This is a genomic window from Flavobacterium sp. (assembly GCF_013823965.1).
Lineage (GTDB): Bacteria > Bacteroidota > Bacteroidia > Flavobacteriales > Flavobacteriaceae > Flavobacterium.
In genome coordinates this window covers 1-19,533 of the sequence record NZ_PNNA01000003.1, presented here as the reverse complement: position 1 = coordinate 19,533, position 19,533 = coordinate 1, and the positions used below count along the sequence as shown (strand labels likewise).

20 protein-coding genes and 1 pseudogene are annotated in these 19,533 nt (G+C 35.6%); 8 read left to right on the top strand and 13 right to left on the bottom strand.

All coding sequences use genetic code 11. The features are described 5' to 3' along the window. The 13 genes from C0430_RS00215 to C0430_RS00155 all read right to left on the bottom strand — a co-directional run. The coding region (locus C0430_RS00215) for a sigma-70 factor domain-containing protein (RefSeq protein ID WP_290864161.1) at window positions 1–321 on the bottom strand (321 nt) is incomplete at its 3' end. Window positions 322–892: 571 nt separating this feature from the next. Beyond that, a complete protein-coding gene (locus tag C0430_RS00210; RefSeq protein WP_290864159.1) occupies window positions 893–1,639 on the bottom strand; it encodes a LytTR family DNA-binding domain-containing protein in 747 nt (248 codons plus the stop codon). After that, complete coding sequence (locus C0430_RS00205; RefSeq protein ID WP_290864156.1) at window positions 1,632–3,362, bottom strand: tetratricopeptide repeat-containing sensor histidine kinase; 1,731 nt, start codon at window positions 3,360–3,362, stop codon at window positions 1,632–1,634. Before C0430_RS00205 ends, C0430_RS00210 begins: the two co-directional genes overlap by 8 nt. A 49-nt stretch (window positions 3,363–3,411) precedes the next feature. Next, complete coding sequence (locus tag C0430_RS00200; protein ID WP_290864154.1) at window positions 3,412–3,804, bottom strand: hypothetical protein; 393 nt, start codon at window positions 3,802–3,804, stop codon at window positions 3,412–3,414. A gap of 232 nt (window positions 3,805–4,036) precedes the next feature. Further along, window positions 4,037–6,172, bottom strand: a complete 2,136-nt coding sequence (locus C0430_RS00195; RefSeq protein WP_290864152.1) for a polyribonucleotide nucleotidyltransferase — start codon at window positions 6,170–6,172, stop codon at window positions 4,037–4,039. Between the two features lie 185 nt (window positions 6,173–6,357). Continuing rightward, on the bottom strand, window positions 6,358–6,627 hold the full coding sequence (gene rpsO / locus C0430_RS00190; RefSeq protein WP_073368524.1) for a 30S ribosomal protein S15: 270 nt from the start codon (window positions 6,625–6,627) through the stop codon (window positions 6,358–6,360). 323 nt (window positions 6,628–6,950) lie between these two features. Continuing rightward, entirely contained in the window at window positions 6,951–8,264 is a 1,314-nt protein-coding gene (locus C0430_RS00185; RefSeq protein WP_290864148.1) for a DASH family cryptochrome, read from the bottom strand. Continuing rightward, a complete protein-coding gene (locus C0430_RS00180) occupies window positions 8,261–9,796 on the bottom strand; it encodes a cryptochrome/photolyase family protein (RefSeq protein ID WP_290864146.1) in 1,536 nt (511 codons plus the stop codon). Before C0430_RS00180 ends, C0430_RS00185 begins: the two co-directional genes overlap by 4 nt. A gap of 66 nt (window positions 9,797–9,862) precedes the next feature. Further along, complete coding sequence (locus tag C0430_RS00175) at window positions 9,863–9,994, bottom strand: DUF2256 domain-containing protein (RefSeq protein ID WP_290864165.1); 132 nt, start codon at window positions 9,992–9,994, stop codon at window positions 9,863–9,865. Then, window positions 9,969–11,477: a deoxyribodipyrimidine photo-lyase gene (locus tag C0430_RS00170; RefSeq protein ID WP_290864144.1), complete on the bottom strand. Its 1,509-nt coding sequence runs from the start codon at window positions 11,475–11,477 to the stop codon at window positions 9,969–9,971. The genes C0430_RS00175 and C0430_RS00170 overlap by 26 nt, the downstream gene beginning before the upstream one ends. 24 nt (window positions 11,478–11,501) lie before the next feature. Next, the gene (locus tag C0430_RS00165; RefSeq protein ID WP_290864142.1) at window positions 11,502–11,900 is read right to left on the bottom strand and encodes a DUF2452 domain-containing protein; all 399 of its coding nucleotides are present in this window, start codon (window positions 11,898–11,900) and stop codon (window positions 11,502–11,504) included. A 6-nt stretch (window positions 11,901–11,906) separates the two neighbouring features. Beyond that, complete coding sequence (locus C0430_RS00160; protein ID WP_290864163.1) at window positions 11,907–12,197, bottom strand: TIGR03643 family protein; 291 nt, start codon at window positions 12,195–12,197, stop codon at window positions 11,907–11,909. 133 nt (window positions 12,198–12,330) lie between these two features. Then, a complete protein-coding gene (locus tag C0430_RS00155) occupies window positions 12,331–12,786 on the bottom strand; it encodes a GAF domain-containing protein (protein WP_290864140.1) in 456 nt (151 codons plus the stop codon). A 73-nt stretch (window positions 12,787–12,859) separates the two neighbouring features. Between C0430_RS00155 and xrtF the strand changes: the two genes are divergently transcribed. The 8 genes and pseudogenes from xrtF to C0430_RS00115 all read left to right on the top strand — a co-directional run. Beyond that, a complete protein-coding gene (gene xrtF, locus C0430_RS00150) occupies window positions 12,860–13,417 on the top strand; it encodes an exosortase family protein XrtF (RefSeq protein WP_290864137.1) in 558 nt (185 codons plus the stop codon). Beyond that, a complete protein-coding gene (locus C0430_RS00145) occupies window positions 13,392–13,835 on the top strand; it encodes an exosortase F system-associated protein (RefSeq protein ID WP_290864135.1) in 444 nt (147 codons plus the stop codon). The genes xrtF and C0430_RS00145 overlap by 26 nt, the downstream gene beginning before the upstream one ends. A gap of 57 nt (window positions 13,836–13,892) precedes the next feature. Continuing rightward, window positions 13,893–14,723 carry a restriction endonuclease gene (locus tag C0430_RS00140; RefSeq protein ID WP_290864133.1) on the top strand — a complete coding sequence of 277 codons (831 nt, stop codon included), beginning with the start codon at window positions 13,893–13,895 and terminating at the stop codon, window positions 14,721–14,723. A 36-nt stretch (window positions 14,724–14,759) separates the two neighbouring features. Next, on the top strand, window positions 14,760–16,115 hold the full coding sequence (locus C0430_RS00135) for an MBL fold metallo-hydrolase (protein ID WP_290864131.1): 1,356 nt from the start codon (window positions 14,760–14,762) through the stop codon (window positions 16,113–16,115). Between the two features lie 69 nt (window positions 16,116–16,184). Beyond that, window positions 16,185–16,610 carry a hypothetical protein gene (locus tag C0430_RS00130; protein WP_290864128.1) on the top strand — a complete coding sequence of 142 codons (426 nt, stop codon included), beginning with the start codon at window positions 16,185–16,187 and terminating at the stop codon, window positions 16,608–16,610. Window positions 16,611–16,681: 71 nt separating this feature from the next. Then, on the top strand, window positions 16,682–18,709 hold the full coding sequence (locus tag C0430_RS00125) for a TonB-dependent receptor plug domain-containing protein (RefSeq protein WP_290864126.1): 2,028 nt from the start codon (window positions 16,682–16,684) through the stop codon (window positions 18,707–18,709). A gap of 34 nt (window positions 18,710–18,743) precedes the next feature. Next, window positions 18,744–19,085, top strand: coding sequence for a heavy-metal-associated domain-containing protein (locus tag C0430_RS00120; RefSeq protein ID WP_290864123.1), 342 nt, complete (start codon window positions 18,744–18,746; stop codon window positions 19,083–19,085). A gap of 181 nt (window positions 19,086–19,266) precedes the next feature. Next, window positions 19,267–19,533, top strand: a pseudogene (locus C0430_RS00115) (DedA family protein); the annotation flags it as partial.

Sequence of the window (19,533 nt, the reverse complement as noted above, 5' to 3'; positions counted from 1 at the left end):
TACGGCATAAGATATGAATTTGAATCCACGAGTTTCATCAAAACGTTGTGCTGCTTTTATGAGGCCTAAGTTTCCTTCATTGATCAAATCAGGAAGTGTTAAACCTTGATTTTGATATTGTTTAGCCACCGAAACAACGAAACGTAAATTAGCTTTCGTCAATTTTTCTAGTGCAGCTTGATCACCGGCTTTAATTTTTTGTGCCAATTCCACCTCTTCATCAGCGGTGATAAGATCCACCTTACCAATTTCCTGTAAATACTTGTCTAATGATGCAGTTTCACGATTGGTTACCTGCTTGGTGATTTTAAGTTGTCTCATGTTTTTGTCTCCTCAATTTTTAAGTGTACGAATGGTTATACGTGTGGAGTTTCAAAAAAGTTACAAAAGTTTTAGAAAAAAATAAATTAAAAATACTTCCCTTGTTTTTTGCAATAATATTGTGGCTTGATTGCTTTTATTTGACAAACTCTCAGTCCTTGTTTAGTATATCGTCGAATATTCTATTTAAGGATTTAATATAAATTGGAAGTCCAATTGCAAGGAAAAAATATTCTTTTCTTATCACGGTTATGTCCTCCAGGATAATATAGAGACTTGGTATCATAAGTAATAATGATAACAATACTCCGAAGTAAGGATTTAATATTATTTTTTGAAGAAAAAAGATTAGCTTTATCATGTCTAGGGGGTTATTTGATACCATAATGTTGAATTGGTGTTGATTTATACCCAAAGGTAATTTGCTTTTCATTTTTTGTAATTTAAATTGTCATGAGGGGAGTTTTTATTGTCATGAAATTTTGAGTTGATTGTGTTTTGTTGGCTAGAAACAAAAAAATCTTCTCGGGATGGAGAAGATTAGTTGTCTTGTAGGCTATTGAATAGGTTTTTAAGAAATAATATTTATTTTTTTTATAAAATCTTTGTATGTATTGCTGAGATTTACTTTGTGATTTCCCTTCAAAATAATGAGATTGTCTGACAGAATTATTTCTTCTATTTTATTGGAATTAACCATAATATTGCGATGGGTTCTCACGAATTTATTAGTGTCTAGTAATGCACTGATTTTTGTCAACGAAATTAGGATTACAAATTTTTCTTTTTCAGTTATTATATTGCAATAACGATCTTCTACTTCAATGTATAAAATATCATTTATCGCCACTTTTTTCAATGCATTTTTCTTTTTTATAAATAGAAAGTCGTTGCCGATTACCGTGTTTTGATCTTCGCTAAAGAAAACATTGATTTGTTCGTAGAATTTTTCGACGGCCATTTCCAGTGCATAAAGAATTTCTAATTCATTAAACGGTTTCATCAAAAAACTGAACGGTTTGGTGAGTTTGGCTCTTTCAAAAATTTGTCGGTCTTGTGAACTGGTCAAAAAGACGAATGGTTTTGAGGCATTTGGAATGATGTTGATGGTTTCGGCAAAGGTGATTCCGTCGGGTTTTCCGTTTAGAAACACATCGATGACGATAATGTCAATGGTTTGTTCGTAAAAAAGTTTTAGGGCCTCGGTATAACTTCTGGCAATGCCAACAATGTTGTATTTGTTTTCCAAAAGTACTTTGCTGAGTGCATCGCTTTGTTCGGGCGTATCTTCTATGATTAGTACATTGATATTATCCATTTTGTTCTGTTTTTGGGAACGTCAACATGATTTTGGTTCCTTTGTGGAGTTCACTTTTTATTTGTATTGTGCCTCCATTTTTCTTGATCATTTGTTTGCACAATTGCATTCCAAGACCTGTTCCAATGGTTTCCGAGTCACTTTTTTTGGCCAATAATTCATCGTCTTTTAAAATCGCTTCGATGGTATTCTTGTCCATTCCCAAACCGGTATCTTCCAATACGAGTTGGCAAAAATCAGGAATGTTTTCCAGCGTGTAAAAACTGATTTTGCCGTTTTCATTAGAAAATTTGATGGCATTGTCCAATAAATTACGAAGCACAATTTTGAGCGAGTCTAGGTCTACGAAGATAAAACTATTTTTGGAAACCAAATTTTCAAAAGCTATGGTTTTGTCTGATAACAAGGGTTTGTATCCATATTCTATTTGTTGCACTATCGAAAACAAATGCACGGATTCTTTTTTAAAATACAATTGTTTGGTTTGCAACAATGCCCAATGCAGTAAGTTGTCCAACAAAGTGTAGGCTGAGTTGGCTATGCCGCTGTTTTGAATGATTAGTTGGTTTAATTCATCATAATTTTTGGTTTCGAGTGTTGCCGATAATTTGATGTTACTTGTTTTTAAGGCGTTGACAGAGGAGCGTAAATCATGGCTTACAATAGAAAAAAGCTGGTCTTTGGTGGCATTAAGTTCGTCAAGTTTGTTTTTTTGGAGCAGAATTATTTTGGTGTTTTTTACTTTTTGCGCATAAAGATAGATTCCGGCTGTCAAGAGCATTAACAAGCCAATTGCCGAGAAAAACAACCAATTTCGTTGGCTGTTTTTTAGCTGGTTTTCTATTTCAAGTACTTTGATTTGTTTTTGTTTTTGTGCTACGGCAAATTTTTTCTCAAAATCAGCCACAGCCCATATTTTGTTTTGATTGTTGAGAGAATCTTTCCATCGTATTGATTCTTTTCTAAAATCTAATGCTTTTTTGAAATTGCCTTTGTTTTCTTCAACTACGGACATGTTTTGGGAAGCTATACTTTTTATCCCAAATTTTTTTATTTGTTTGGATAAAGAATATGCTTTCTCGAAATAAGGAATGGCTTGTTCATCTTTATATTGCTCATAATATAGATTTGCAAGGCCATTATAAGCATCGAATATGCTGGTTTTATTTCCCTCTTTTTCTTTGATTTTTAAATTTTTTACCAGATATTCTTCTGCTTTGTCATAATTTTTTAAAAAGATATAGGTTGTGCCCAATCCCTCGTATATTTTGGACAAACTATAGGTCTGCTGCAAGATTTGAGGAAGTTTCAGGGTGTTTTCGTAATAAAGTCGAGCGTTTTCAAATTCTCTTAATTCTAAAGAAGCTCCTGCCAAAAAAATTCTCGCTTGAGGGAAGAATACGAATTGATTCGAAATTTGCATCATTTCTTTTTTGGTCTCTTTGTAAAGTTTTTTTTCAAGAAAACTGGTTCCCCTGAAAAAATGACAATAATCGGCAATTTCTTTGTTGGTGTTGGAACTCAATTGTTTCATCGAGTAGATGAGGGTGGAATCCCAATTTTGTTTTAAATAAAAAGATTGGGATTTGATGAAGTTTATTTCGGATTTATGTTTAATAACTTTTTTTTGTAATTCCTTTTCAATAAGGTCGTTAAATGATTTGACTTGTGAAAAAAGAAAAAGAGGCATAAAAAACAACAATAAACTAAATCTTGCTAACATATAATTTACAATAAAAATAATATTTAGTAAAACTAATGATAAAATATGACTATTTGGTTACTTCTATCACTGTTCCTCTTGAAGTTTCTGGGTCTAAATTTACCATGAAAGATTCAATGGTCGTAATGTTTTCCACTGTTTCTGAAGTGTAATCCACTTCTATGTAATATACGTCACAGGTTTCTGGAGTGACCTCGGAGAAATCATAGTCGTAATTCATTGTCAAAACATTTCCAGATTCGGTAGTTTCTTGGACTGTTGGAGGAACCGTGTCATCTGAATTCATGTACAAGGTAGCCCTGATTTTTAGCGTCAATACGCCATTCGGGCTGTAGAATTTTGCCGAAACCAAGGGTGCTACTGGATAAGTTACGGTTTCAGGACTTAAAAAAGTAAAAACTTGGGTGTTGATTTTTGTGTTTTGAATAATTGTAAATGCCATAACGAAATTTTGTTTTTTTAAGATTAATAAGGTTAAAGATATTTTTTTCTTTGCATTAATTGTAACGCTAATGGTGTTTTTTATAATTTAATTCTCATAAAATTATTTAAAGATAATAGGAGAGCTTTAACCGTTTGCTGCAATTTGATTTGCTTTCTAAACTTAAAAACCCCGTTTCAAATAGATGAAACGGGGTTTTCTATAAATAAACCTTTAGTAAACTAAGATCTGATTACTCTTTTTTTTCCTCACGTGGAGGTCTTGGTAAAAGCGCTTTTCTCGACACTTTTTCTTTTCTGGTTTTTGGATCAACTCCAAGGTATTTCACTTGGAAAACATCGCCCATGTTCACTACATCAGAAACGTTTTCAGTACGTTCCCAAGCTAGTTCCGATACGTGAAGCAATACTTCGTTTCCTGGAGCGGCTGTATATTCTACAACGGCACCAAAATCAAGCATTTTGATTACTTTCACCTCATAAGCTTCTCCCATTTGTGGTTTGAATGTGATGGATTGGATTTTGGCCAATACCGCTTCAATTCCAGCAGGGTCAGTTCCAAGAATTTCAATTACGCCTTCTTCGTTCACTTCGTTGATTACGATGGTGGTTCCTGTAGCTTTTTGTAATTCTTGAATTACTTTTCCACCAGGTCCAATCAAAGCACCAATGAAGTTGCCAGGAATAGTTCTTGTGATGATTTTTGGAGCATACGCTTTAACGTCTGCTTTTGGCGCTGCCAAAGTTTCAGTTATTTTTCCAAGGATGTGCAAACGACCTTCACGGGCTTGAGCCAAAGCTTCCTCCATGATGTTGTATTTCAATCCTTCGATTTTGATGTCCATTTGACAAGCAGTGATACCGTCAGCAGTTCCAGTTACTTTAAAGTCCATGTCTCCCAAGTGATCTTCGTCACCCAAAATATCTGACAATACAGCAAAACGATCTCCGTCTGTAATCAATCCCATAGCTATTCCAGAAACTGGTTTAACCATTTGGATACCTGCATCCATCAATGCTAATGTTCCAGCACATACGGTAGCCATAGAAGAAGAACCATTCGATTCCAATACTTCAGATACAATACGAATTGTGTAAGGACAATCAGCAGGAATCATATTTTTCAAAGCTCTTTGAGCCAAGTTTCCGTGACCTACTTCTCTTCTTGAAGTTCCTCTTAAAGGTTTTGCTTCACCAGTCGAGAAAGGAGGAAAGTTGTAGTGCAAGTAGAATTTTTCTTCCCCTTGTTCAGATGGAGAATCAATTTGGTTCGCTTCTCTTGAAGTTCCTAAAGTGGCTGTTGCCAATGCTTGAGTTTCTCCTCTTGTAAAGATGGCAGAACCGTGAACAGATGGTAAATAATCCACTTCAGCCCAGATAGGACGGATTTGGTTTGTTTTTCTTCCATCCAAACGAGTTCCTAAATCCAAGGTTACGTTACGAACGGCTTCTTTATTGGTTTTATAAAAATATTTACTAACCAAGTCTCCGTTTTCAGCCAATTCTTCTTCGGTAAACAAAGCTTTTACTTCTTCTTTTACTGCTGCAAATGAAGCTGTTCTTTCTTGTTTGGAAGAACCTACTTTTGCAATATCGTAGATTTTGTCGTAAGCCGCTGCTTTTACTTTAGCATAAATGGCTTCGTCTTCTTTTTCTTCTTCGTAAGTACGAGTTTCTTTTGCTCCAAAAGCGGCAACCAATCTTTCTTGGGCAGCAATTTGGATTTTGATGGCATCGTGGGCAAACTTAATGGCTTCCACCATTTCATGTTCTGAAATTTCTTTCATTTCTCCTTCTACCATTGCGATAGAATCTTTGGATGCTCCAATCATCATGTCAATGTCGGACAACTCTAATTGCGCACGACTTGGATTGATGACGAATTTTCCGTCAATACGTGCCACACGTGCTTCTGAAATTAATGTTGAGAAAGGCAAATCAGACAAGGCAAGTGCTGCCGAAGCTGCCAATCCTGCCAATGCATCCGGCATAACACTGTCGTCATGAGACATTAACTGAATCATTACTTGTGTTTCTGCATGGTAATCATCTGGAAAAAGTGGACGCAATACGCGGTCTACCAATCTCATTGTTAAAACTTCGCTGTCGCTTGGTCTTGCTTCTCTTTTGAAAAATCCACCAGGAAAACGTCCTGCTGCTGCAAATTTTTCACGGTAATCTACCGTCAATGGTAAAAAGTCAACTCCAGGGCTGGCTTTACGGGCAGATACCACGGTGGCAAGCAACATGGCATTTCCCATTTGTACTACTACTGAACCGTCAGCCTGTTTGGCTAATTTTCCGGTCTCGATTGAGATGCTTCTGCCATCTCCTAAATCGATTACTTCTCTTGAAACTTTTGGAATCATAATTTTTTTTTGTGATTAAACAATGGGTTCTAGTTGTGTTGTAGTTGTAGTTGTTGTGTAGTTAATGACTAAAACCCAATGAAAAACCAAACTTTTTTTTAAATGTTAAACCTATAAGGTTTTAAAATCTTATAGGCTTTGTGTAAAACAAAAAGAGGCACTCTCGCACCTCTTTTTTATATTGATTATTTTCTAATACCCAATACTTTGATAATCTCACGATATCTGTTGATTTCTTTCTTTTTCAAGTAATCCAACAAAGATCTTCTTTTACCTACCAAAAGTACCAAAGAACGCTCTGTGTTGTAATCGTGACGATTTTTTTTCAAGTGCTCGGTTAGGTGACTGATTCTGTGTGTGAAAAGTGCGATTTGTCCTTCTGCAGATCCTGTGTTTTCTGCTTTTCCTCCGTGTTTAGCGAAGATTTCTTCTTTAACCTCTTTTGTTAAATACATTCCAATATTATTTAAATGATTATTATGTATGAATCAAGATTTTCTTAATTCGTGCGCAAAGGTAGTTTTTATTTTTTGATTTGCAAAGGGTAAGGAAATTTAAATTAGAACCTGATGCAGGTTTCCCCATTTTTATCGAATTATGTCCACAAAAGAAATTGCAGAAATTATGAACATTTCGAGCGGAGGTTTGAAGATGTCTCGTTACCGTTTACGCAAAAAAAAATGGACTCAATAAAAAGGAAAATTTAACAGGATATTTAATGAATATTTAAACTCGATATTACACGAACTCCCAATTTAGGTTAGCGCTTGTTTATTTTTTAAACTTTATTTACAAATCCTGATTCATTTATCCACAACTTTCTAAACGCTTTATTTTTATCATAATCACTCGCTTGTTTCTCGATGTTGAAATACCGATGTCCACGAGGATCGTTGCCAACGCCAGCTAAATAAGCCCAATTTCCCCAATTGCTGCACACATCATAATCGATTAATTGTTCTTCAAAATAGGCAGCACCCAATCGCCAATCCATATTGAGTTCATTGCAAAAATAACTGGCTACATTTTGCCGTCCTCGATTGCTCATAAAACCTGTTTGTTTCAATTCCAGCATATTGGCATTGATAAAATCGGAATTGGTTGCTCCGTTTATCCATTGAGAAAGTAATTTTTCATTTAAGGATTTCGAATTGACTGTGTCTGTTTGTATTCCCGAATACAAGAAAAATTTAGTTTGGTGTTTTTTGAACATAAACCGGAAAAAATCTCGCCATAATAATTCGAAAATTAACCAATAAGTAGAATCATTAGCTCCAAATTCTTTCTCATATTTTTTGACTTCTTCATAAATAAACCGTGGCGAAATACAACCCAAAGCCAACCAAGCCGAGAATTTTGAGGAATAATCGGAACCTATCATTCCGTTTCGGGTTTCTTTATAATTGGATAAGCATTTTGTTTCATAAAAATAATGATTCAAACGTTTTATTGCTTCGGTTTCACCCCCTTTAAACTCAATTGCTGCGCGGGAATCTATTGGCGAAAAATCCAAATCCAAATCCTGCAAAGTAGGTAATTTCATTTCTGGAATTTCTGGCGAGTTTATTTGTAATGGTTTGTCAAAAGAACCTCTGATTTTGGATTCTTTTTCAGTTTTTTTTCTAAAATTTGTAAAAACATCGGGAATATTTTTAATGGGAAATGGTAGGTCTTCAGCGTGATACAAGGTACTTGTGCTGAAAGTTTCCAATTCACAACGCAATTTAAATAATGATTCTTGTACCCGTTTTTCGGTTTGTTTTTCCTCGAAAGCCACTTCTCGTTTGGCAAAAACTTTTTGAGCTTTGTATTTTTGAACAATTTTCGGAATTTCAATTTCGGGTTTTCCTTTTACAATAAGCAAACCTGAACCTATATTTCGCAAATTATTGTCTAAATCTTGCAATGACTCCAATAAAAATTGAGCTCTAAAACTTCCTGTTTTTTTAAAACCATAAGGAGTTGTTTCAAAATGGGAATCGTCAAAACAATACACAGTAATTATTTGATCGCTTTTAGCAATCGCTTTAATAAGCGTTTCATTATCGGATATTCTTAAATCGGTTTTAAACCAAACAACGATAGTTTTCATAAATCATTAATGTTTTTCAAATAATAATCGGCTTGTTGCAATAAGGCTGCTTTGTCATCGGGTTTCATTTTTCGCCAAACGTTGTACATCATCCCGATTCGGGGATTTTTACCTAATTCATCTTCGTTTTTATCATAAAAATTCCAATACAAACTGTTGAAAGGACAGGCTTTATCGCCTGTTTTTATCGCTTTTTTGTAATAACACGAACCGCAATAATGACTCATTTTGTCAATGTAGGCAGCCGAACTCACATACGGTTTTGTGCCCACAATTCCGCCGTCGGCAAACTGGCTCATGCCTCGTGTGTTGGTAATTTCGACCCATTCAATCGCATCAATATAAATTCCCAAATACCAAGCATCAACTTCGTCAGGATGAACTCCTGCCAAAAGCGCAAAATTTCCTGTAACCATCAACCGTTGAATGTGATGTGCATAAGCAAAATTCAAAGATTGGTTAATAGCATCTTTCAGGCAATTCATTTTTGTTTTTCCAGTCCAAAACCAATCGGGTAATTTATTTTCATTGTTGAAAAAATTCATCGTGGCATAATCGGGCATTTTGTTCCAATAAATACCACGCATATATTCTCGCCAACCAATAATTTGACGAACAAAACCCTCTAGCTGATTGTACTCGATTTCGTCAGGGCGATTTTCCCATTCTTGAATGGCTCTATTTATGACTTCCAATGGCGAAATCATTTTAATATTCATCGAAAATGAAATTCTCGAATGATACAAAGACCATTCGTTGGGAGTCATCGCATCTTGATAACTCCCAAAAAGCGATAAACATTCGGTGGCAAAAAAGTCCAACAGTTCCAAAGATTGCTTTCTGGTTGTGGGCCAAACGAAATTTTTAGCATCAATGTTTCCTATGGTTTTGATGTTGTTTTTTTGGATTTCTGTTAGAATTTCTGAAACATCGTTATTGAAAACCAAGGGTGGAGTTGGTTTGTGAGCGGCAGGTAATTTTTTACGGTTATCGCCGTCGTAATTCCATTTTCTGGTGAGTGGTTTGTCGCCTTGCATCAAGACATTGTGTTTTTTTCGCATATAATGATAGAAACTTTCCATCAAGAATGTTTTTTTACCCTCAAAAAAATCACCCAATTCGCTTCTGGAGCTCATAAAATGTTCTGAATCGACAACCGAAGTCGAAATGGTAAGTGTTCGGCAAAAGTCTTGAAGTAATTCGTCCAAGCGATATTCGTCGGGGAATTGGTATTCAAAATTTGTAAATCCTTCCTTTTCTATTAGCTGTTGAAGGTTTTTATCAAAGGATTGTAAATTATTATCATCATTCAAATGAAAATAAATCACTTGATGATTTTGTTCTTTTAATTCCTTGGCAAAATTTTGCATAGCCGAAAATAAACCCATAATTTTCTGAATGTGATGGGTGGCATAATCAGTTTCGGAACGGATTTCCATCATAACATAAGTAACGGAATCATCAACGGTTTGAAACCAAGAATGATTTATATTCAGTTGGTCGCCGAGAATTAATCTAAGAGTTTTGTTCATTTTTTTGTTTTTTACCGCAAATTCGCAGATATAATAATTTTTAAAATCTGCGAATCTGCGGTCAAATTATTTTTTATTCATTCTACATTTATCACTACAATATTTCACTTCGTCCCACACTTTTTCCCATTTTTTGCGCCAAACGAAAGGTTTTTGGCAGACCAAACAAATTTTATTGGGCAGGTTTTGCTTTTTTATTCCTCGCATTTTTTGGTTTATTTGGATTGCTCACGTGTTTTGTCAAAATTCGTTTTCCTTCTTCCTTCACTTCGTCTTTCTTCCGAAAGCTCCAAACGATATCACTGGCAAACTTTCTGGTTTCTTCAATATTTACAATTGGTGCAGGATAATCTTCTCCGATTTTACAGTTGTAAAACTGCTGTTCCATTTCGTTCATTTTCCAAGGCTCGTGCAATAAATGTGTGGGCACTTCTGATAATTCTGGAATCCATTGTTTGATAAAAATACCTTCTGAATCGTGTTCCTCTGAGTTTTTAATTGGATTATAAATTCGGATGGTGTTGATGCCCGTGGTTCCTGATTGCATTTGAATTTGTGGATAATGAATCCCGGGTTCATAATCCAGAAATTGCCTTGCCAAAAAATGTAATTCACGCCAATCTTGCCATAAATTAAAGGTGAAAAAAGAAACCACCATCGCCCGCATTCTGAAATTGATATAACCCGTTGCGACCAAACATCGCATACAAGCATCGACAATGGGAACGCCCGTTTTGCCTTCTTGCCAAGCTTTGATGTAGGCTTCGTTTTTGGGTTTCACCAAGGTGTCATACGCCCGATTGACATTTTCAAATTCCATTCGACATTCATCTTCAAATTTTTGCATAAAATGACAATGCCAATGCAAACGAGATACAAAATTGAGAATCGCACGTTTGTTTTTTGACGTTTCATAAAACTGGTTGGTATATTGATACACCATTCGCATACTGATGTTTCCGTAGGCTAAATAAGGCGACAATCTACTGCAACCTTTTCGACTCAAAGCAGGTTTTGAAATGTGTTTGCTATAATTCACATAGCGTTCTTTTACAAAACTGTCTAAATACCGCCAAGCCAGATTTTCGCCACCTTGTTGAAAATTTTTGTTGGGCGTTGTGATTTCAATTGGCAAAGGTTCTCCTTTGATGGTTTTGTAAATATCATTGTTTAATGAAATCAAATTCAAATCCGATTCTTTGATGATTTTTGGCGAGGCTCGCATTACTGCTTCCCAGCGTTTATCCCAGTTTTGGCGTGATTTTAATTTCCGAATCACACCGTGCATTTGAAATTCCTTCCAATGGATGTTATTTTTTTGAAAGAATTCTTGCATTGCAATATCTCTGTCGAAAGTAAGTTTGTTGCCAATTTCCTGATGTGAAAAAACAGTTTTTATCTCGTAATGTTGCAATAGTGTTGAAAATGTAGCCTCGACTTCGGAATGGAAAAAGTATATTTTTTGGCCAATGGGTTCCAGTTTTTTTTGCAAATCTTGAATCGATTCGTAAACAAAACGCCAATGTCTGGTATCGGAATCATCATAATTCATCACCGATGGTTCAAAAAAATAGACCAGTAATAAAGGTATTCCAGATTGATGTGCATCAAACAAGGCTTCGTTGTCCGTAAAACGCAAGTCTCGTTTGAACCAAACTATATTGACGGTTTTTTTATTCAAAATTTAAGCTTCTGGGAAAATTAGTTAGTTCATTAAGACCCATTTTTTATCACTATTCAATTTGAATGTGGCAATGTGTTCTTTGTTCCATTCTTGAGGTGCAATCAACGATAAGAAGTAGGTGCGGTCTTCTGCGATGTAGAGATGATAAATTTCGCCAATGACTGGTTCAAATGAAAATTTTGCATTGTACACTAATTCGTTCCATTCAAATTCCTCCATCAAGAGTTGATATTGAATTTTAAGGGCATTGAACTTGTCTTCAAACTCTTTGTTTACATTGCTGATACCTCTATTTTTCCAAGAAACAACATCGTCTATTTTAATGACCGGTGCTCCAACATTTGTTCCATAAGACAAAACATTGGCGTTGTATCCACTTTCTTTGGAATAGACAATATTGTCTGGTTTTTCTTTTTTCATTATTCTTTACCGTTTAGCTATTTTATTGTTTGATATGGCTTTTTGCATGGTACATTTAAAACGATCAATGCCTTTGACACGTTTGGCAAGATGCTTGGTTTTGCAATTCTCGACACGCTTTCGCCAAAGTTTGTAACTAGAAAATTTTAATTCTTTTTTCATTAACGCTTTTACATCGGCTTCTGCTAATCCGAATTGAAATTTTATGGCATCAAATGGAGTGCGGTCTTCCCAAGCCATTTCTATGATTCGGTCAATTGCAATTTCGTCTAATTCTTTTTTTGGTGAAATCAATATTTTTGTTTAATTAAAAATTAAAAAAGTTAAACAAAGTTAAGTAATTAGATTTGATATTCCAGTAAGTATTGGAAATAAAAAAATCCGTTACTCAAAATGAAGTAACGGATTTTGGAAATAATTAGGATTTTTTTTAATAAAGAGTTGCAATTTCTTGGTTCACAAATTCTAAAAAGCGTTCGTCAGCTTCGGTAAAAGGATCGAGGACGTGACTGTCGATGTCGATTTGTCCAATATTTTCGCCATTTACAAATAAAGGAACCACAATTTCTGATTTGACTGTAAAGCTGCAGGCAATATAATTATCTTGTGCGGCAACATCCGGAACAACAAAATTTTCGTTGGAAACCGCCACTTGCCCACAAATACCTTTTCCAAAAGGAATCACGGTATGATCAGTTGCTGCTCCAACATAAGGGCCAAGATGTAGTGTTTGGGTTTCTTGGTTTGCAAAATAAAAACCAACCCAATTATAATAATCAATGGAATCTCTTAGTAGTTTGCAGATTTTCAACAGCTTATCTTCCCTTGAAAGTGTGGAATTTGAAGTGATTTCAGTTATTTTTGGTTTTAATTCTTCGAAAGTCATAGTCGTTATTTTTTTTGTAAAAGTATTTAAATGCGGCTATTTAATTTTATATAAATTTGTTAAAAATTCAATTTTGAAAAAATATTTAATTCGCTATACACCCTTTTTGCTGTTTTTAGGCAAGTTTTTGCTTACTTATTTACTTTTAACTTTTATTTACCAAAGTTATCTGGGACAATTTGATGTAAAGAAATTTGAGGCCGATGACATAACGCAATTGGTGGCCAAACAAACAAAAGATGCAATGCTTTTGTTTAATTACGATGCCACCATTGTGCCCAATACAAAAGAGGCGAGTGTGAATTTGTTCTACAATCAAAGATTTATGGCTCGAATTATAGAAGGTTGTAATGGTTTGAGCGTGATTATTTTATTTATTTCTTTTGTGATCGCTTTTTCGGGAAAATTAAAATCAACAGTTTTATTTATAATTGGAGGTAGTTTGCTCATTCATGTTCTGAACGTGGTTCGGATTGCTCTTTTGTGCATTTTGATGTATTATTTTCCGGAACAGGAGCATCTTTTGCACGGAGTGGTTTTCCCTTTATTTATATATGGAGTGGTTTTTATTTTATGGATTATTTGGGTCAATAAATTTTCAAAATATGCTACAAAAACTATTAAATCATAAAGTTAGAATAGCTTTGGCAATGTTGCTGGTCCTTTTGTTGGTTCTCATAAGAGCCTACGAGGACAGTTTGTTTTATGACCCATTTTTGAATTATTTCAAAACGGATTATCACAATTTGCCTTTGCCGGAAATTGAAAATGGTTCCTTGTTTTTTGGATTGCTGTTTCGTTATTTTTTGAATACCGTTTTGTCTTTAGCCATAATTTATGTTTTGTTTAAAGACACTGAAGCGGTAAAATTTGCTTCGATGTTGTATTTGGTGTTTTTTATAATTCTGGTTGTTTTTTTCTTTATTGTGCTTTCTTTTTTTGGCGAAACAAATAAAATGGCTCTATTCTATATTCGACGATTCCTCATTCAACCCATTTTTTTATTGTTGTTTCTACCAGCATTTTATTATCAAAAGCAGAACAAGTAATCTTTTTTCGTACCTTTATTAGCCGCTTTGATTTAATAACCGTTAAATCACGAACTAATGAAAATAGTAAAGCATTCCGGAAATATTGTTGATTATAATCCTTCGAAATTAAAGGAATCACTCTTGAAATCTGGCGCAAGCAATCTGGAGGTTGAAACGATTTTGCATAACATTGAAAACCAAATCTACGAAGGGATTTCTACCAAGCAAATCTACAAGATGGCTTTCAGTTTGTTAAAAAAAACCTGCCATTCTCATGCCGCTCGATACAATTTGAAGGAGGCCATCAGATTATTGGGGCCAACGGGTTTTTTCTTCGAAAAGTATATCGCCCGCCTTTTCGCCTCGGAAAATTACCAAACCTTGACCAATTTTATTTTACAAGGCAAATGTGTTTCTCATGAAATCGATGTGTTGTTAAAAAAAGACAATGCCATAGCCATGGTGGAATGCAAATTTCATATGGGAAAAGATGCCAATTCCGATGTTAAAGTTCCCATGTATATTTTGTCCAGGTTCAATGATTTGAAAGACAATCGACATACAATTTATACTCGAAATGATACTGTTTCGAAATGTTGGATTGTTACCAATAACAGGTTTACGGCTGACGCCATTGCTTTTGCAAAATGTTCAAAACTAAATTTATTGAGTTGGAATTACCCCGAAAACAATAATTTGAAAACAAAAAACGATTCACACCACCTCTATCCTGTTACGTGTTTGACCACATTATCCTTGGCCGAAAAAGACAAATTACTGGTGATGGACGTTATTTTGGTAAAAGAAATCATAAACAATTCAGAAAGCTTGGAAAGAATAGGATTGAGTTCCAACAGGATAAAAAACGTTTTAAAAGAAGCCTCGGAATTGTGTAGATATATTTAGAATTGCATTTTTTTTTGGATTTAAAGCATAGAAATCATGAAAATTAAATTCATTGGCGGAGCAGGAACCGTTACGGGTTCAAAAACATTGGTTGATAGCAATGGAATCCGTATTTTGATAGATTGCGGACAATTTCAAGGCATAAAACCGTTGCGGGAACTCAATTGGAAACCCTTGCCCATATTACCTTCAACCATAGATTTTGTATTGTTGACACACGGTCATTTAGACCATTGCGGTTGGCTGCCACGATTGGTAAATCAAGGCTTTAAAGGTAAAATTTATTGTACGAGTCCAACAAAAGACATTACAAAACTCATTCTTTTGGATAGTGCCAAAATTCAGGAAGAAGAAGCAGAAATGGCCAACAAGGGACATTATTCCAAACACGAAATTGCAGAACCTCTTTATGATGTAAAACAAGCCGAAGCCGTTTTTCCGCTTTTTAGAGTGATTAAAACCAATGAAGAAATCCCTTTGGATGCCGAGATTTCTGCGGTTTTCACCAATGCCGGACATATTATTGGCGCTTGCAGCATCGAATTAAATCTGGAAGGCAAAACCCTGGTTTTTTCGGGAGATATTGGCCGCGATAACGATGTGTTGATGTATCCGCCAACAAAACCCAAAAAAGCAGATTACCTGTTTCTGGAAAGTACTTATGGCAATCGTCTTCATCCCGATACGGACGCGAAAATGGAACTCGAAATGTACATTAACAACACGGTTCAAAAAGGCGGAACCATCATCATTCCGAGTTTTGCCGTAGAGCGCGCACAAACCGTGATGTATTTGCTTTGGCAACTCAAAGAAGAGGGACGAATTCCAAATATTCCATATGTTATTGACACGCCAATGGGAATTAGTGCATTGGAAATTTTTGCCCAAAACAAGAAATGGCATAAATTACCCGAGCAACATTATATGGGAATGTGCAAAATGTTTTCGATGATTTCTGATTATCAAGAAACCATTCAAACCATTTATGACAAGAATCCAAAAGTGGTTATTGCCGCCAGCGGAATGATTACCGGCGGAAGGGTTTTGAGTTATTTGGAACGTTATATTGGCTTGCCGGAAACTACCGTAATCATCATAGGTTACCAAGCCGAAGGAACTCGTGGCCGAAAATTATTGGAAGGTGCCAAAGAAATCAAAATGCACGGAAAATATTATCCCGTATTGGCCAATATCCTGGAAATAGAAGCTTTGTCAGCCCATGGCGACCAAAAAGATTTGCTCAATTGGCTTTCGGCCTTGGAAAGCAAACCCACGAAAGTCTTCTTGGTTCACGGAGAAAATGAACCCGCAGATGAACTTCGCCTAAAAATAATCGAAAAGTACGGTTTTGATTGCGCTGTTCCTTTAATGGGACAAGAAATTGAGTTGTGATGCTTCGAATGTTTTTACTTTTAACACAAAATTAATTTTATCGGTTGTATAAATGCTTACTTTTGCATTATGAAATTTAAAAAGCACATCAGTATTTTTCTGGCGTTTTTCCTCTTGGTTTCCAATGTGGGATTCGCTATTGACGTGCATTATTGTGGCGGGGAAATCGCCTCTGTAAAACCTGTTTTTTTGAAAACGGTTCAATCCCAAAACACCGTTGAAGAAAGTTGTTGTCCTCCAAAAGTTTCCAGCAATGTCAAAAAAAATGGCGGCTGTTGCAAGGATAAAGTAGTCAATATTCAAAAAAAATCAGAGAATGTAACCCTGACTTCTATCTCTTTTCAACCTGATTTCAACTTTCTGTTTGAAGAATGGAAACCTGTGGTGTTTTCTGAATTGCCCAATTTTGAAAACAATTGCATTACGTCTTACTATTGTGATGCCAATGCACCACCGCTTTTCAAATTATACCATCAATATATTTTCTACGCCTGATTTTAATGTTTTTGTCGGGTCAAGCCTTTTTTGGGTTTGACAATCTTTTAAAAACATTAAAAATCAACATAATGAAAAAACAAATTTCAATACTTTTATTGATCTTGTTGTGTGCGTTTAGTTCTTATTCGCAAGACACATTACAGGAAATAAAAGTCGTTTCTAAAAATAAAAGTTTGCAAAAATCCTCCAAGATTACAGCAAACACAACCCTTTTGACCAGCAAGGAATTACTTAAAGCCGCTTGTTGCAACCTCGCCGAAAGTTTCGAAACCAATCCTTCTATCGACGTCAATTTTTCGGATGCCTTGACGGGAACCAAACAAATCAAGATGTTGGGTCTAACCAGTCCTTATTTGATGATTACCGAAGAAAATATCCCGTCGGTCCGCGGTGCTTCGCAAGCTTACGGATTGTCGTTTACACCGGGAACTTGGGTCGAAAGTATTCAAATTACAAAAGGTGCGGGAAGTGTTGTCAATGGATACGAAAGTATTTCGGGGCAAATCAACACCGAGTTGCTCAAGCCAGTCAAAGACATTCCTTTCTTCTTGAATGCGTATGGTTCCACCGATAGCCGATTTGAATTGAATACCCATTTCAATACCAAAATTTCGGATAAATGGGCGAGTAGTTTGTTTGTTCACGGCAATACCAGAGTTGCCAAAAACGACATGAACGATGATGGTTTTCTCGACAATCCGTTGTCAAAGCAAATCAATGTCTTGAATCGTTGGCAATATACCGATGCCCAAAAAGGGTGGGTGAGTTTCATCAATTTTCGTTACATGAATGACGAAAAACAAACTGGAGAAATCGATTTTGACCCAAAGAAAGACAAGGGAACGACCAATTCTTGGGGCTCTGAAATCAATACGGAACGTTTTAATGTTTCCACAAAATTGGGTTATGTTTTTCCGGAAATGCCGTATCAAAGCTTTGGTTTCCAAAATGCTTTTGATAGCCACGACCAAGAATCTTATTTTGGGTTGAACCGTTACAACATCAAACAAAGCAGTTATTATTCGAACTTGATTTTCAATTCGATTATCGACAACACGATGAATAAATTTGCCACGGGATTGAACTTTACCTATGACAAATACCAGGAATTTGTCAACGTGAATGATTACAGCAGAATCGACAATTCCATTGGTGCCTTTTTTGAATATACCTTTGACAATTCCTCTAATTTCAGTTTCATTGCCGGTGGACGAGTTGACAATCACAACCGTTTAGGGACTTTTGTTACGCCAAGATTGCACATTCGATACAATCCTTGGGGCAAAGGTGTTTTGCGCGCTTCGGCAGGACGAGGAAAACGCAGTGCCAATATTTTTGCCGAAAACCAACCTCTTTTTGCAAGTTCCAGAACATTTGACATCTTGGATACCAACGGAAAAATTTATGGTTTGGATCCTGAAATTGCTTGGAATTACGGTTTGAGTTTCAATCAAGGTTTTTCTGTTTTTGGCAAAAAAGCTGATGTTGGTTTTGATTTCTACAGAACCGATTTCAAAAATCAGGTTGTGGTCGATTTATACACGGCTCCAGCGATTCCAGGAACGCACCAGACGTTGTTTTATAATTTGAACGGTAAATCGTATGCCAATAGTTTGCAAGTGGATTTCAACATTGAATTGGCGAAACATCTTGATTTGCGCACGGCTTATAAATATTACGATATCCAAACAGATTATTTGAGCGGAAGAAGCGAAAGACCTATGCAAGCCAAACATCGTTTTTTTGGGAATTTAGGGTATGAAACTCATTTGGGTGAAAATGGAAGTCAATGGAAATTTGATTTTACCTATAACTGGATGGGCGAACAAAAATTGCCAGAAACGGCATCGAATCCCGTGGGAGATCGACTTCCGGATTATTCTCCTTCCTATTCTTTGATGAATGCACAAATCACCAAGATTTTTTCTTCTACTTTTGAAATCTATGTAGGAGGCGAAAACATTGGAAACTATAAACAAGAAAAAGCCATTTTAGGAAGCGAAAATCCTTTTGGTCCAACATTTGATGCTTCGATTGTATATGCGCCGGTTTTTGGACAAATGTATTATGCCGGTCTTCGATTTAAAATTAAATAAGTCCATTTCAATAACAATTAAAAAATATCATAAAATGAAAAATCTATTTTTAGGAATGCTGTTAGTATTTGTGACACTTTCCACACAAGCACAAGAAAAAAAGAACAAAAATGCGAAATACACCATTAATGTTAATGGTAATTGCGAACAGTGTCAAAGAAGAATCCAGAAAGCGGCTTTTTCGGTTAGTGGAGTGAAAGTGGCCAATTGGAGTATTGAAACCCACAAATTAGAGGTTACCATCAATGAAGAGAAAGCCTCTGTTGCCGATATCAAAAAGGCTGTAGCCAAAGTGGGACACGATGCCGGCGAGGTGAGAGCGGCAGATGAAACTTATGAAAATCTTCATTCTTGTTGTAAATACGAAAGAGAATAACCGGCCAAGTAAAAGTTTTCAAAAAGAATGTGGTGCTTTTTTTGAATTGTTTTAGATAAATTCTTAAAAGCCCACATTCTATTAAATATTTATTAAAATATTGGAAATGCACCGTTTTGATGATGCTATTTTGCTAAATTATAGTTACTTTCACGACCAAAATAATATTTAAAATAATTTTATGAATAATTTCGATTGGTCCCAATTAATTAACCCTGAGTTTTATATTTTAATGGAGTTTGGTGGGATAAAAATAGGGTTGTTGGTAATCATTTTCATCATTTTTGCCGAAACAGGTTTGTTTGCCGGTTTTTTTCTTCCAGGAGACAGCCTTTTGTTTTTGGCGGGTATTTACAGTGAGTTATTGATGCGACAAATATCAGTGGGTAACGATTTTGCCAATGTGGTTTTGTTGTCTTCATTGGTTTCATTGGCAGGTATTTTTGGT

Coding starts and splice junctions, on each gene's coding strand:
- C0430_RS00210 (WP_290864159.1), bottom strand. CDS start 1,639: ATGGATAATATCAATGTACTAATCATAGAAGATACGCCCGAACAAAGC.
- C0430_RS00205 (WP_290864156.1), bottom strand. CDS start 3,362: ATGTTAGCAAGATTTAGTTTATTGTTGTTTTTTATGCCTCTTTTTCTT.
- C0430_RS00200 (WP_290864154.1), bottom strand. CDS start 3,804: ATGGCATTTACAATTATTCAAAACACAAAAATCAACACCCAAGTTTTT.
- C0430_RS00195 (WP_290864152.1), bottom strand. CDS start 6,172: ATGATTCCAAAAGTTTCAAGAGAAGTAATCGATTTAGGAGATGGCAGA.
- rpsO (WP_073368524.1), bottom strand. CDS start 6,627: ATGTATTTAACAAAAGAGGTTAAAGAAGAAATCTTCGCTAAACACGGA.
- C0430_RS00185 (WP_290864148.1), bottom strand. CDS start 8,264: ATGAAAACTATCGTTGTTTGGTTTAAAACCGATTTAAGAATATCCGAT.
- C0430_RS00180 (WP_290864146.1), bottom strand. CDS start 9,796: ATGAACAAAACTCTTAGATTAATTCTCGGCGACCAACTGAATATAAAT.
- C0430_RS00165 (WP_290864142.1), bottom strand. CDS start 11,900: ATGAAAAAAGAAAAACCAGACAATATTGTCTATTCCAAAGAAAGTGGA.
- C0430_RS00155 (WP_290864140.1), bottom strand. CDS start 12,786: ATGACTTTCGAAGAATTAAAACCAAAAATAACTGAAATCACTTCAAAT.
- C0430_RS00145 (WP_290864135.1), top strand. CDS start 13,392: ATGCTACAAAAACTATTAAATCATAAAGTTAGAATAGCTTTGGCAATG.
- C0430_RS00140 (WP_290864133.1), top strand. CDS start 13,893: ATGAAAATAGTAAAGCATTCCGGAAATATTGTTGATTATAATCCTTCG.
- C0430_RS00135 (WP_290864131.1), top strand. CDS start 14,760: ATGAAAATTAAATTCATTGGCGGAGCAGGAACCGTTACGGGTTCAAAA.
- C0430_RS00130 (WP_290864128.1), top strand. CDS start 16,185: ATGAAATTTAAAAAGCACATCAGTATTTTTCTGGCGTTTTTCCTCTTG.
- C0430_RS00125 (WP_290864126.1), top strand. CDS start 16,682: ATGAAAAAACAAATTTCAATACTTTTATTGATCTTGTTGTGTGCGTTT.
- C0430_RS00120 (WP_290864123.1), top strand. CDS start 18,744: ATGAAAAATCTATTTTTAGGAATGCTGTTAGTATTTGTGACACTTTCC.